This window comes from Halorubrum sp. CBA1125 (genome assembly GCF_009742825.1).
GTDB lineage: Archaea > Halobacteriota > Halobacteria > Halobacteriales > Haloferacaceae > Halorubrum.
This window is the reverse complement of record NZ_WPCE01000080.1, coordinates 1-12422: the sequence shown is the minus strand read 5'-3', so window position 1 is coordinate 12422 and position 12422 is coordinate 1. Positions and strand designations below refer to the sequence as shown.

Here is a 12422-nt window from a genome sequence, read left to right as displayed (position 1 = left end):
CGTCGACGTCGTCCTCGGCGACACCGCCGGCCGCCTCCACACGAGCGACGACCTGATGGCGCAACTCGAGAAGATCGACCGCGTCGTCGACCCCGACATGACGCTCTTCGTCGACGAGGCGGTCGCGGGCCAGGACGCGGTCAACCGCGCGAAGGAGTTCGACGAGGCCGCGGCGATCGACGGCGCGATCCTGACGAAGGCCGACGCCGACTCCTCCGGCGGGGCCGCGATCTCCGTCGCGTACGTCACCGGCAAGCCGATCCTCTTTCTCGGGACCGGACAGGGGTACGACGACCTCACCCGGTTCGACCCGGAGGAACTCGTCGAGAGCCTGCTCGACGAGGGCTGACCCGGTCAGCTTCACCGAGCGGGTGAGCTCGGATCGAGCCCTCTAGGAGTGATCCCGAAGCCGAGAGGTGTTAGCCGGTCGGTCCCTCGTCGCGGCCGCGAGCGGCGACGAAAACGGCGGCCCCGACCGGCGACGACTTATAAACCGATACGGGGAGGAATCGCACACTGGCGACGGGATCAGAACCCTTAACAGTCGCACGGGATTGTGATACGGTAGCGGGATGGGATAGCCAGGAGATTCCGCCGGGCTCATAACCCGGAGACCGGTAGTTCAAATCTACCTCCCGCTACTTCTGGCCGACTGCTACACGCCGAGTCTGGAGTGTCCTCTCGTTTCCTGGGTTCCCGTCGTTTCGTTGCCGCCCACCGTCACCACGTCTCCACCGTCGTCTCCCTGCCGGCGTCGCTTTCGAACCCGGAAGCGATTTCCGTCGTCCGGTCGTCCACTCGCGTATGGACTACGAATCGAGTCTCGACCGCGCGATGGACGAAGTGCCGGATCTCGGCGGCTCCGACGAGCGGCTCTCCGTGCCCGACCCCGAGACACAGAAGGACGGTGCGTTCACCCGACTGACGAACCTCTCGGAGATCGCCGACGCCCTGAGCCGCGACCCCGAGCACGTCCACTCGAAGATCCAACAGGAACTCGGCACCGCCGGCCAGTACGATGACGGCCGCGCGCGATACAGCGGGAACTTCCGCGAGCGGGACTTCCAGGCCGCGATCGACTCGTACATCGAGTCGTTCGTCACCTGCTCGGAGTGCGGGCTGCCGGACACGCGCTTAGAGACCGAAGACCGCACCCCGATGCTGCGGTGTGAGGCCTGCGGGGCGTTCCGGCCGGTCGCGAAACAGAACACCCAGAACACCCAGCGCCAAGAGGAGGCCGTCGAGTCGGGCAAGACCTACGAGCTCGAGATAGTCGGCACCGGCCGCAAGGGCGACGGCGTCGCCGAGCGGGGCGAGTACACGATCTTCGTCCCCGGCGCGCAGGAGGGCGAGACCGTCACCGCCTACATCAAGAACGTCTCCGGCAACCTCGCGTTCGCTCGTCGCGAGAGCTGATCTCGTCGAACTGTCGGTCTAGTCGACCCGACCGACCGCGACGCGGTGGCCCGTCTCGGCGGCGTGGTCGCGTTCGAGATCGGCCGCGTCGTCGGCGACGTCGAACAGCCCCTCGACTCGACACTCGCGACAGACGACGTGGTACCGTTTACGGGAGGTGGACGATTTCATGCGAGCTACGTGACCCTCGGGACTCGTAGTTACGAGCGACCTACCGGGAGTGTAACCGCAGATTAACGGACCGCAGGGGGAGCCGAGACCTCCGGACCGCGGCGTGTACGTCGGCGATGATCGATCAGTCCCCGGCGTTCCGATCGAACCGATCGAGTGCGAACCCGAGCATGTCCGGGCTGACCGGCTGGAACTCCTCTCGCTCGTGGTCGGGGAGGTACGCCCTGACGCTGTTCCACGACTCGCGGGCGTAGCGGGCGTCGAGGAGGACGCGGACGCCCCGCTCGTCGGGACCGCGGATCACCCGGCCGACGGCCTGTCTGGCCTTCCGGACCGCCGGAACGGTGAGCGCCGTCTCGAACCCCGAGTCGAACTGCCTGTCGTACGCGGTGATCACCGCCCGCGTCCGGGGGCGCGCCGTGTTGACGATCGGCACGCCACAGACCACCGCCGCCGACAGGCGATCGCCGCGGTAGTCGACGCCCTCCGTGAGCGTGCCGCGGAGGCTCGTGACGAGGACCTTCCCGCCGCCCGAGAAGAACTCGGCTTTCAGCGACTCCGTTGCGCGGTCGCCAGAGGACTCGTCTAACAGCACCGGCTTGTCGAGACGCGCCGAGAGCTCCTCGGCCATCCACGACGCCTCCGCGTAGCTCGGCGTCCCGACCAGCACGTTGCCCTCGCGGCTCGCGACCGTCGCTGTCGCGTCGAGGTGCGAGAGCCGCGTCTCGTTCGTCTCGCCCGGTGGTCCGCGGTTCTCGTGTGTGAACTTCGGCGCGTCGACTGCGAAGCTCGCCCGGTTCTCCGCTGGGAAGGTGAGCCCGTAGGTCCGTTCGACCACGGGCCGTCCGCGCCGTTCGAGGTGGTCGAGGCCGGTCACCTGGCGGAACACGTCCATCGGCTCCAGGGTCGCGCTCATCAGCACCCCGCCGCCGAACTCGGCGAGCCGGTCGCCGATCGGTTCGCTCGGGAGACAGTTGTACAGCGCGAGGCCGGCGTTGTACGCGCGCCGCCACGAGTCCGGCGGCTCGCTCTCGTCGAACGTGCGAGCGAGGTCGATCGCGCGGAAGAAGTCCGCGTGGCCCTCGCGGTACCAGGCGTTCAGGGTTCGACCGACCCCGGGCGCGGCCCGCTGTTTGTCCTCGTCTTCCAGCGAGTCGAGGACGCGTCCGACGACCGCGCCGACCTGCTCGGCCCGCGCCCAGACGCGATCGCCGTGCCCCTCGCGGGTCGCCCACGCCGTGATCTCGTCTTCGCTCGGCTCCTCGGGGTCGCGGAGCGGGATCTCGTCGTCGTCGAGATCGCGCATCGACGCCCGCCAGTCGGGGTGTTCGCGGTCGAGGTGTGCGGTCACGCGGCGGTCGAGCTCGCCGCGGAGGTCGGCGAGGAACTCCCTCACACCCTCGATCTCCTCGACCGTCACGTCGGACTCTTCGATCTCGCCGCGGACCAGCTCCGCGTCCGCGGACTCGGCGCCCGCGGTCTCGAACTCGAGCGGCTGGACGACGCGGGTGAGTTCGTTCTCGGCGTCGCGGAGGCTGGCGTCGGCGACGGCGTCGCTCACGAGGTCGCGGACCCGGGGTTCGAGCATGTGGGCCTCGTCGCAGACGACGAACGTCGCGTCGTCGAGGAGCGCGCCGGTGAACGTGCTCGTCGTCACGGGGTCGAACGCGTGGTAGTAGTTCCCGATGACGACTTCGACCGCGGGGACGAGCGCGCCCATGATCGAGTGCGGACAGGTACCGTGACCCGCGGCGAGCCGGACGAGCTCGTCGGCGTCGACGTGCCCACGGTCCGTGAGGTCGAACGGGACGGCCTCGACCGGGTCGCCGTCCTCGGGGAGGTCGTCGAGGAACCCGGCGTAGAAGGGACAGAACTCGGTGCCCTCGAACTCCTCGGTGTCCGGACGGTACGGCGTGGGCTCGCCGTCGACGCTGAGGTAGTCGGCCGCGCCGGACCCCGACTCCGAGCCGGCGGCACGACCGCCGGCGCTCCCCGAGTCCAGCAGGCCGACCTGCTGGCTCCGGGCCTCGCTGACGAGGTTCGAGGTCGTGGTGACGCCGCCGTCGCCGACGAGGTTGCGGGTGCGCTCGCGGAGCCCCTCGCAGCGCTCGTAGACGGTCTCGCGGTCGATCCCGGCGCGTTCCTCGCGGGCGTACGGGCAGACGTCCGCCTTGCCGACGAGGGTGAGTCCGGAGACCGGCGCGTGGTCGTCGGGGAGGTCTTCGTTTATGGCCGTCAGGTCCGTCTCGAACTGGCGGAGCTGTTGTTTGACGCTGGTGAGCACGAAGACGCGCTCGAAGTCGGAGTCGGGGTCGCGGACGCGGTCGAGTCCGGCGGTGAGCGCGAGCATCGTCTTGCCGGTCCCGCAGGCGCCCTCCAGCGCGAGGAAGCCGTCGTCCTCGGCGGCCTCGATCGCGGCGTCGATGCCGTCGGCCTGCTCGGGATAGGGCTCGGGGTGGCCGAAGATGTCGGCCCACGGCGGCGAGTCGGTCACGGAGAGGGGTTACGCGGCATCCGATTTAAACGCTTCATCGGCCCTTGCCGGCGCTCGCCGGCGCCGCCGAGGGATCGGGGACGCGAGGCGCGGTCCTCGATTCCGTCTCACCCGACGATGTCGTGGAGGTCGGCGAGTTCCTCGATCTCCCACGTCGGCCAGACGTTCAGGTCCCAGTCGCGCCGGTGTGGCCGACGGATGAACGCGGAGTCGATCCCGGCGTTCTCGGCCGCGCGAACGTCGGACTCGTTGTCGCCGACGAACAGCGCGGTGTCGGCGTCAAGGTCGCCGAGCGCCTGCTCGATGTAGTGGGGGTTCGGCTTCCGGAGCTGGAGCGAGTGGATCGTCGGCTCGCGGCCGTAGGCGGCGCCGAACCGCTCGAAGCCCTCGAAGTGATCGACCAGGAAGTCGACGGTCGCCTGCTGGTTCGAGGAGACGATCCCCATCTCCACGTCGAGGTCGGACAGCTCGTCGAGGTCGTCGTACGGGGTCTTGCGTCCCGCGCGCGCCTCGTGCTGTTGGGCCTTCGAGACCACGTCGTCGCGCGTGCGCCAGAACGACCCCGGATCGAGGTCGTACGTCTGACAGACGGTGCCGACGCTGCCGGGGGTCGCGCCGATGGTCATCTGCTCTACGTCGTCCGGATCGGGCTCCTCGACGCCGCACTCCTCGAACGCGTCCCGGGTCGCTTCCCGGAGCACGTCGAACCGCGTGCGGCCCACGAGGACACCGTCGTTGTCGAACACGACGGTATCGTACGTCATAGCTCCCGTTCACGGCGAACAGGGATAAGCGTTTCAGTGGCGTTCTCGCCGGCGAGAACGATACCGGACCGCGCGGCGACCCGTCCCGCGCCGGCGGTCGGCTTTTGTCTCCCCGGTGCCGTCTCTCGGTCATGCGCGTCAGCGTCATCGGCGGGAGTTCGGTCGATCCGGAGACGGCCGCGGTCGCGGAAGCGCTCGGCGAACGGCTCGCGGACCGCGGACACGCCGTCGTCTGCGGGGGGCTCGGCGGCGTCATGGAGGCGGTCTGTCGGGGCGCCCGCGACGCCGGCGGCGAGACGATCGGGATCCTCCCCACCGACCGCCGCGCCGACGCCAACCCGCACGTCTCCGTGCCGATCGCGACGGGGATGGGTCACGCGAGAAACGCGCTGGTCGTGATGAACGGCGACGCCGCGATCGCGGTGAACGGCGGGCCGGGGACGCTCTCGGAGATCGGGCTCGCGCTCGCACACGGCCGGCCCGTGGCCGGGCTCGACACCCACGACGTCGACGGCGTCGAGGCGGTCGCCTCGCCCGCGGCGGCGGTCGCGTACGTGGAGCGGACGGTCGCGGACGAGTGAACGCGCGGAGAGGACCCGAGAAGGCGCCGAAGTGAGGAACCGGTCGCTCAGGAGCCGTCGCGACGGTCGACATCGTCGTCACCGTCCGATTCCGAACCCTTCGAGTCCGGAGCGTCGTCCGGGCGCTCACGACGCTCGCGCCTCTCCTGTTGCTCCCGTTCCTCGCGTTCCTCTCGCTCCTGATCGAGCGCGGCGAGGTTCCGGAAACGGTCGGCGTCGTCTCGGTCGGCGTCGCGGTCGTCGCCTTCGGTCCACCCGTCGTGGACAGACAACCCGTCGTTCCCGCGTCGATCCTGCCGTCCGGTTCCCGGGGACCCGGTGCTCCCCGTCGTGACGCGATCGCCGTCGTCGTAGTGGTCGTCGAGGAGACGGGCGGCGAGGTAACCGAGCCCCATCGCGTTGAGCGCGAACGTGACGAGCCCGCCGAGGATCGGGACGAGCCCCAAAAGCGACCACGCGAGCGCGCCGACGAGGAGCGCCGCGCCCAGCCCGCCGCCGACGTCGACGTCGAGCGCGTCTCCGACCCACCTGCCGAGCGCGACGACGCCGACCGTGGTCGTCGCGACGCTGACGATCGCCAGCGCGATCAGCCCGGGGACGACGACGACGAGCCCGATCAGCGTAATGGCGAGGAGGACCGTCGCGGCGACGATCGCGAGGTACGCGCCGAACCCGTAGACGAACGCCGTGACCGGATCTGACCGCACGTACCGCGTCCCCTCGTCGGTGAACGTGGGGGCGACGGCGATCACGATCGCGCCGAGGATCCCGACCACCGCGAGTTCGATCAGAAACGAGAACACGACGGACACGGCGAACGCGGCCGGATTTGTCGGGTACGTCGGCATCCGGTCGAACCCGTCGATCGGGACGGGAGGAAGTGTGGAGGGCATCACGCAAACCGAGAGTGACGCGGCTGATGAATCTTGTTACTCTCGTGTCACCGGGAGAAATTCGGGATCAGACCGCCGGAGAGACCCGGGATCAGACGTGTCGGGGCCGGCCGCAGACGGAATTACCAGGTGTCGTGGAACGTGTCGAACTCGATCGCGTCGAGGGGCTTCTCGCCGATCGCGGCCTCGTACTCGCCGGGGGTCAACATCGGCTTGTGGAACTGCGGGCCGTCGTCGGTCGTGATCCGGGGACAGCCGGTGTTGACGAACGCGTCCATGTCGAAGTTGCGCAGGCGGTCGGGCGTCACCTCGTCCATCGTGATCAGGTAGGCGTCGTCGTTGTTGTCGACGATCTCCTGGGCCGTCTCCCAGCGTCCCTGCCCGATCTTCGTACAGAAGATCACGCCCCACTTCTCGGCGTCCATCGCCTTGTGGACCGAGGCGTAGCGCTGTTTGAGGAACTGGTCGTGCTCGGCGATCGAGACGGCGTTGTTGACGGGGTCGGCGATGACGACGCGCTTGTCGGGGTGTTCCATCGCGAGCCCCACCGGGTGGAACTTCCCGCCGCCGACGTACAGCACCTGGTCGGCGGGGATGTCCGCGGAGGCGTAGTTACACCCCAGGACCTGTCCCTCCTTCGTGAGGCGGTCGTCGCCGCGGCGGGTGTGGACCTCGTAGCCGCGCTCTTCGAGCCAGTCGGTCATCTCCTCGAAGCGGTTCATGTGCTGGGCCGTCGTGACGAGCCCGACGTCGGGGTCCTCCTCGGGGGGCGCCAGCTCCGCTTCCGCGGCGTCTTCCATGATCGGGAAGGGGTCGACGTTCGAGAACAGCGGGACGTAGACGATGCTGTCGGACTCCTTCATCGGCGTGTGGCCGAAGTGGACGAACACGTCGGTCCGACGCATCAGGTACGTGTCGAGGTCGCAGGCGCCGTAGCACGGCTGGCCCGACAGCATGAACGTGACGTCGTCGGGCGCGACCTCGCGGAGGTCGTCCGCGACCTGCGGCCCCCGACGCTTGAGCCCCTCGGGGAACTGGAGGCCGACCTTCGACGCGTTCCGCTCCTCGATGGCCTCGACGATCCGGTCGAGCTCGTAGTCCCACTCGCGGTCGTGTTTCAGGGCCATCCCCGTCTTCGTGAGGTCGCCCTCCGTGGAGCCGCTCATGTCGGAGGAATTGTGGGGCAGGACGGTTAAACGGCGCGTTCGACGCACGAGGACCTCGCAGACATCCCGCCCTCCGAACCGGCGGGGAGCGGGACCGCCGTCCCGCGTCGGTCGACCCCGTCAGCCGTCGGTTCGGAGGTCGTCGAACGCGCCGCCGGCGAGTCCGGGGGCCGTCGGGACCGCGACGCGCCCCGCGTCGACCGGACAGGGGTCGGCGGCGAGGTCCTCCCGCAGCAGCGAGCCGGTCGCCAGGCCGCACGGGGCGACGTCCGGGATCGCGGCCGCGACGTGGACGGCGGCGGTCCGCGCGACGACCGCGTCGACCGTGGTGGTGACGATCGGCTCGACGCCGGCCGCGAGCGCGCGGAGCGCGGCCGCGAGGGCGCGGTCGGGACCGCCGAGCGCCATCGGCTTCAACACGACCGCGTCGGCGGCGCGAGCCTCGAGGACCGCGTCGACCCCGTGAGCCGCCACCGACTCGTCGAGTGCGATCGGCACGTCCGGCGTCTCGTCCGCGCGGCGCAGCGCGGCCGCCCCGTCGAGGTCGCCTGCCGGGAGGGGCTGTTCGACGTACGCCAGATCGACGGGCGCGAGTCGCGCGAGCGCCTCGCGGGCCGTCTCCCGGTCCCACGCGCCGTTCGCGTCGGCCCGGAGGGAGACCCCCGACTCGACCGCGTCACGGACCGCGCGGAGGCGCTCGGCGTCGGCGTCGATCCCGCGGACGCCGACCTTCACTTTCAGACAGTCGAACCCCGAGTCGACCGCGCGCTCGGCCGCGGCGACGGTCGCGTTCACGTCGCGTCGCCGACCGTCGCGTTGACCGGCACCGACTCCGCCGGCCCGGAAGTTCCCTCGCGCCGAGCCAGGTGGGCCGCGAGCGACGCGTCCTCGTTCCGGGCCGTCGCGTCCGCGAGCGCGAGCGAGAGGCCGTGTCTGGCGGCCGGCGTCGACGACGGGTCGATCTCGGCGAGCGCGTCTGCCCCGACCGACCGCGTCGCCGTTCCCGCGTCCGTTCCGACCGCTCGCAGCGCCGACTCGCAGTCCGCCACCGATTCGGTCCAGCCGGGTAACGGCGCGGCCTCGCCGAGTCCCGCCTCGGGGACGTCGTCGACGGCCGGATCGAGCGCGACGAGGGCGCCCTCCCGCTCAGTGATCTCGCCGTGAGCCGTCCCGAGCGGCGTCGTCAGGTCGAGCGCGAAGGGACGAACGCGCATTTCAGAGCGCGAGGCCGACGGCGAACGCCGCCGCGTACGCCGCGAGGAGCTTCCCGGTCGATTCGAGCGCCGGGTTAAGCGCGTCGCCCGACGTCTCGGTCAACACGGTTCGCGCGACGCCGACCGCGAGCGGGAGGGTGACGAGCGGGAGGAGGACCGCGATCCCGTCCCCCGCGGCGAGGAACCAGAACGGGGTCAGGTACGCGACCGCGAGCATGGCGAGGAACTCCGCCCGGGCGAACCGGTACCCGAACCGGACCGCGAGGGTGCGCTTGCCCGTCGCGGCGTCCTCCTCCAGGTCGCGGAGGTTGTTGACGACGAGGATGTTCGTCGAGAGCGCGGCGACCGGAAGGCTGGCCACGACGGCCGCGAGCGTGACCGTTCCCTCGGGGATCCACAGGGGGACGCCGCCGGCGACGAGCGCGGCGGCCTGGACGTAGTAGGTTCCCGTGACGGCGATCACCCCGAAAAAGAGGAAGACGAACGCGTCCCCGAGCCCGTGGTAGCCGAGCGGGTACGGCCCGCCGGTGTACGCGATCCCCGACGCCACGGACGCGAGCCCCACCACGAGGATGGGGAGACCGCCCACCGACACGAGGTAGGTGCCGACGAGGATCGCGGCCGCGAACGTGAGCCACATCGCGCGTTTCACTTCGGCGGGCGCGATGAGCCCGCTGGCGACGACCCGGGTGAACCCCTCGCGGTCCGCGGTGTCGGCGCCCTGTATCGCGTCGTAGTAGTCGTTCGCGAAGTTGGTCCCGATCTGGATCAGCGCCGCGCCGACGAACGCCGCGAGCGCGGGCAGCGGGGCGAACGCTCCGGCACCCGCCGCGAGCCCGACGCCCACGATCACCGGCGCGGCCGCCGCGGGGAGCGTCTGCGGCCGGGCGGCCATCACCCACGCCCGACGCCGCGACACCTCGACACTCATTACCGGCGGTAGGGACGTGGCGTCCCTTAAGGTTACCATCGCCGACGACGGCGACGCTCCCCGTGTCGCTTCCGGATCGCTTCCCGTGTCGCGTCCGGATCGTTCTCCATGTCGCGTCCGGATCGTTCAATGTCGCCCGGACGGAGGGACCGACATGGGAACGCCACTCGACTCGCGGGCAGAGCAGGTCGCCGAGGTCCTCGACCGGCTCTACGAGGAGTACCCGGACTCGACCATCTCGCTCAACTACTCGAACCGGCTGGAGCTGCTCGTCGCCGTGATCCTCTCGGCGCAGTGTACGGACGAGCGCGTGAACGAGGTCTGTGCCGACCTCTTCGAGACGTACCGGACGCCCGAAGACTACGCGGACGCCCCCCAGGAGGAGCTCGCGGAGGCGATCAACTCGATCACCTACTACAACAACAAGGCGAAATACATCCGGTCGGCCTGTACCGACATCGTCGAGGAGCACGGCGGCGAGGTGCCCGACACGATGTCGGCGCTCACCGACCTGGCCGGCGTCGGCCGGAAGACGGCCAACGTCGTCCTCCAGCACGGCCACGACGTCGTCGAGGGGATCGTCGTCGACACGCACGTCCAGCGGCTCACCCGCCGGCTGGGGATCACGGCGGAGGAGCGCCCGGAGCGGATCGAGGCGGACTTACTCGAGATCGTCCCCGAAGACGACTGGCAGCAGTTCACACATCTCATGATCGACCACGGGCGCGCGGTGTGTACCGCGATCAACCCCGACTGCGAGGATTGCGTGCTCGCAGACATCTGTCCCTCGGAACGGGGCGACGCCGCCGTCGACCTCGCGAGCGGCGAGGCGTGGTGACGGGGGCATTCGAGAGCGTCGTCACGCTCGTAGAGGACACGCTCGATGTCCGGACGGACCGGTTATAATACGATATCACACAGTAGCTCTCGTACCAGTGCTTCGCTCCGTTAATTCGCTCAACACAGTCCAAGCAAACCGATCCGCGGTGCGGTGGCGCGCCTGCGAGCGTCCAGAAAGGACGCGAGCAGGGAGGGACCGAAGGTCCCTCTGGCAGCCGGCGCGTCGCGCCGGCGACAGCGCGCGAGGGACGCCGCGAACGAAGTGAGCGGCAGCGAGGCGCGTCGTGCCTCGCGGCTGGGGCTTTGGAAGTAGTCTCGACCACAACGATCTCGCACTAGTAGCACGCCGACGCCAACGACTGAGTCACTAACTCACGGAGTAAACGATCCCGCGAGAAACGATGACACCTTCGGGTCGCGTTACCGGCGGCGCAGCGCGTAGGCCGCGTAGCCCACGGCGACGGTGAGCGCCCCCGAGAACAACGTCCCGAACACCGCCGGGGAGGTCGTGACGTACGCGCCGAACGGGTCGGTCATGGCGAACACGCCGACGATGAGCACCGCCGAAAGCAGGATCCCGATCGCGCCGAACGCCTTGAACGCCGCGTCCAGGTCGAACCGCGGTGAGGTCGATTGGTGACTCATACCCAGAGGTACGGGCTCGTCGTTAAAAGAGACATAGCGGGATTCCCTCGCCGTGGGAACGACGATCGGGCACGACGAGGCCTCCCGGGGCACGCAAAGAGTTATGGGTAATCGCCACCCCGATACATGTGAACACATGTCTCTCTACGACCGGATCCTCGTCCCGACCGACGGGTCCGAAGAGGGGGAGCGTGCGGTCTCGCACGCGCTCGACCTCGCCGCGGTTCACGGGGCGGGGATCCACGCGTTGTACGTGGTCGACACGGCGAGCTACGCCGGGATGCCGATGGAGAGCACGTGGGAGGGGGTCGGCGACCTCCTCCGTGGCGACGCCGAAGAAGCGGTGAAACAGGTCGAGGCGCTCGCCGAGGGGACCGGCGTCGACGTCGAGACCGCGGTCGTGGAGGGCACGCCGAGTCGGGAGATCCTCCGGTACGCCGAGGACAACGACTGCGACCTCGTCGTGATGGGGACGCACGGTCGGGGCGGGATCGACCGACTCCTGCTCGGGAGCGTGGCCGAGAAGGTCGTCCGCGGCTCCACCGTTCCCGTGTTGACCGTCCGACTCGACGGCACGATTCCGAACCGTCCCGGACGTGCCGCCGCCGATTCCGAGGACGCGGCCGACGGTTAACCGTCGGCGTCGCGGAGGTGTTCGCAGTCGCCCGCGTGAACCCGCCGCTCAGCGTCGCCCGTGTCGATCACCAGCGCGCCGGGCGGCTCCACGTCCACCGCGGTCCCCGCCACCGGTCCGTCGGCGGTGTCCACGCGGACCCGCCGCCCGAGGGTGCTCGCGCGCTCGCGCCACGCCGGGAGGATCCCGTCCATCCGGTCGGGAGACCCCACGAGCTCCCAGAACCGTTCGAGCACCGTCGCGGCAAACCGGCGCCGGTCGACCTCGTCGCCGCGCTCGGCGCACAGCGCGGCCGCGTCCGCGGGCAGCAGCTCGGGGTCGACGTTGGCGTTGACGCCGACGCCGACGACGAGCCAGGAGATGCGATCGGCCTCGCCCTCCATCTCGGTGAGGACCCCGGCGACCTTGCGGCCGCCCCGTCCGGCGTCGGCCGCGGCGTCGGTCCCGCCCACGAGCACGTCGTTCGGCCACTTGATGTGGGCGTCGACATCGGCCTCGCGGCAGGCGTCGGCGGTCGCGACCGCGGCCGCGAGCGTGCAGAGGGGCGCCCGTGCTGGCGGGAGGTTCGGACGCGTCACGATCGAGAGCCAGACGCCGCCGCTGGGGGCGATCCACTCGCGGTCGAGCCGCCCGCGACCGCCGGTCTGCTCGTCGGCGACGACCGCGACGTCGG

The 12422-nt window shown here is 70.0% G+C and carries 12 protein-coding genes, 1 tRNA gene and 2 pseudogenes; 6 read left to right on the top strand and 9 right to left on the bottom strand.

Going from position 1 to position 12422, the window contains the following annotated elements; genetic code table 11:
* From GJ633_RS08870 to GJ633_RS08860, 3 genes and pseudogenes are all read left to right on the top strand, one after another.
* A pseudogene (locus GJ633_RS08870) lies at positions 1-349 on the top strand (signal recognition particle-docking protein FtsY); the annotation flags it as partial.
* Positions 350-566: 217 nt separating this feature from the next.
* Positions 567-641: transfer RNA gene (locus GJ633_RS08865), tRNA-Met, on the top strand.
* A 163-nt stretch (positions 642-804) separates the two neighbouring features.
* Positions 805-1416, top strand: coding sequence for a translation initiation factor IF-2 subunit beta (locus tag GJ633_RS08860; protein ID WP_156588533.1), 612 nt, complete (start codon positions 805-807; stop codon positions 1414-1416).
* Between the two features lie 18 nt (positions 1417-1434).
* Here the strand turns inward: GJ633_RS08860 and GJ633_RS17140 are convergent, their stop codons facing one another.
* The 3 genes from GJ633_RS17140 to GJ633_RS08850 all read right to left on the bottom strand — a co-directional run bounded on the left by GJ633_RS17140 (position 1435) and on the right by GJ633_RS08850 (position 4845).
* Positions 1435-1587: a hypothetical protein gene (locus tag GJ633_RS17140; protein ID WP_197431300.1), complete on the bottom strand. Its 153-nt coding sequence runs from the start codon at positions 1585-1587 to the stop codon at positions 1435-1437.
* 124 nt (positions 1588-1711) lie between these two features.
* Positions 1712-4081, bottom strand: coding sequence for an ATP-dependent DNA helicase (locus GJ633_RS08855; protein ID WP_321168991.1), 2370 nt, complete (start codon positions 4079-4081; stop codon positions 1712-1714).
* Positions 4082-4188: 107 nt separating this feature from the next.
* Entirely contained in the window at positions 4189-4845 is a 657-nt protein-coding gene (locus GJ633_RS08850) for an HAD family hydrolase (protein ID WP_156588532.1), read from the bottom strand.
* Positions 4846-4976: 131 nt separating this feature from the next.
* On the opposite strand from GJ633_RS08850, the gene GJ633_RS08845 reads away from it, so the two are divergent.
* The gene (locus GJ633_RS08845; protein WP_156588531.1) at positions 4977-5426 is read left to right on the top strand and encodes a TIGR00725 family protein; all 450 of its coding nucleotides are present in this window, start codon (positions 4977-4979) and stop codon (positions 5424-5426) included.
* 47 nt (positions 5427-5473) lie between these two features.
* Here GJ633_RS08845 and GJ633_RS08840 read toward each other — a convergent pair whose 3' ends face one another.
* From GJ633_RS08840 to GJ633_RS08825, 4 genes and pseudogenes are all read right to left on the bottom strand, one after another.
* Entirely contained in the window at positions 5474-6319 is an 846-nt protein-coding gene (locus GJ633_RS08840) for a hypothetical protein (RefSeq protein WP_156588530.1), read from the bottom strand.
* Positions 6320-6441: 122 nt separating this feature from the next.
* The gene (dph2, locus tag GJ633_RS08835; RefSeq protein ID WP_156588529.1) at positions 6442-7485 is read right to left on the bottom strand and encodes a diphthamide biosynthesis enzyme Dph2; all 1044 of its coding nucleotides are present in this window, start codon (positions 7483-7485) and stop codon (positions 6442-6444) included.
* A 120-nt stretch (positions 7486-7605) separates the two neighbouring features.
* Positions 7606-8699: pseudogene (locus GJ633_RS08830) on the bottom strand (mandelate racemase/muconate lactonizing enzyme family protein).
* A 1-nt stretch (position 8700) separates the two neighbouring features.
* Positions 8701-9630, bottom strand: a complete 930-nt coding sequence (locus GJ633_RS08825; RefSeq protein ID WP_156588528.1) for a 1,4-dihydroxy-2-naphthoate polyprenyltransferase — start codon at positions 9628-9630, stop codon at positions 8701-8703.
* Between the two features lie 154 nt (positions 9631-9784).
* Between GJ633_RS08825 and nth the strand changes: the two genes are divergently transcribed.
* A complete protein-coding gene (gene nth / locus GJ633_RS08820) occupies positions 9785-10468 on the top strand; it encodes an endonuclease III (protein ID WP_156588527.1) in 684 nt (227 codons plus the stop codon).
* Positions 10469-10890: 422 nt separating this feature from the next.
* Here nth and GJ633_RS08815 read toward each other — a convergent pair whose 3' ends face one another.
* The gene (locus GJ633_RS08815; RefSeq protein ID WP_156588526.1) at positions 10891-11115 is read right to left on the bottom strand and encodes a hypothetical protein; all 225 of its coding nucleotides are present in this window, start codon (positions 11113-11115) and stop codon (positions 10891-10893) included.
* Between the two features lie 136 nt (positions 11116-11251).
* On the opposite strand from GJ633_RS08815, the gene GJ633_RS08810 reads away from it, so the two are divergent.
* Positions 11252-11749 carry a universal stress protein gene (locus tag GJ633_RS08810; RefSeq protein WP_156588525.1) on the top strand — a complete coding sequence of 166 codons (498 nt, stop codon included), beginning with the start codon at positions 11252-11254 and terminating at the stop codon, positions 11747-11749.
* On the opposite strand, the gene GJ633_RS08805 is transcribed toward GJ633_RS08810, so the two are convergent.
* Positions 11746-12422 (bottom strand): biotin--[acetyl-CoA-carboxylase] ligase (locus tag GJ633_RS08805; protein ID WP_156588524.1); only part of this gene is annotated, 677 nt, incomplete at its 5' end. The two genes, GJ633_RS08810 and GJ633_RS08805, sit on opposite strands and share 4 nt — an antisense overlap.

Bases quoted from the DNA above. Each gene is read 5' to 3' on its own strand.
- GJ633_RS08825 (WP_156588528.1), bottom strand. From the start codon at position 9,630: ATGAGTGTCGAGGTGTCGCGGCGTCGGGCGTGGGTGATGGCCGCCCGG.
- GJ633_RS08850 (WP_156588532.1), bottom strand. From the start codon at position 4,845: ATGACGTACGATACCGTCGTGTTCGACAACGACGGTGTCCTCGTGGGC.
- GJ633_RS08845 (WP_156588531.1), top strand. From the start codon at position 4,977: ATGCGCGTCAGCGTCATCGGCGGGAGTTCGGTCGATCCGGAGACGGCC.
- nth (WP_156588527.1), top strand. From the start codon at position 9,785: ATGGGAACGCCACTCGACTCGCGGGCAGAGCAGGTCGCCGAGGTCCTC.
- GJ633_RS08810 (WP_156588525.1), top strand. From the start codon at position 11,252: ATGTCTCTCTACGACCGGATCCTCGTCCCGACCGACGGGTCCGAAGAG.
- GJ633_RS08815 (WP_156588526.1), bottom strand. From the start codon at position 11,115: ATGAGTCACCAATCGACCTCACCGCGGTTCGACCTGGACGCGGCGTTC.
- GJ633_RS08840 (WP_156588530.1), bottom strand. From the start codon at position 6,319: ATGCCCTCCACACTTCCTCCCGTCCCGATCGACGGGTTCGACCGGATG.
- GJ633_RS17140 (WP_197431300.1), bottom strand. From the start codon at position 1,587: ATGAAATCGTCCACCTCCCGTAAACGGTACCACGTCGTCTGTCGCGAG.
- GJ633_RS08860 (WP_156588533.1), top strand. From the start codon at position 805: ATGGACTACGAATCGAGTCTCGACCGCGCGATGGACGAAGTGCCGGAT.
- dph2 (WP_156588529.1), bottom strand. From the start codon at position 7,485: ATGAGCGGCTCCACGGAGGGCGACCTCACGAAGACGGGGATGGCCCTG.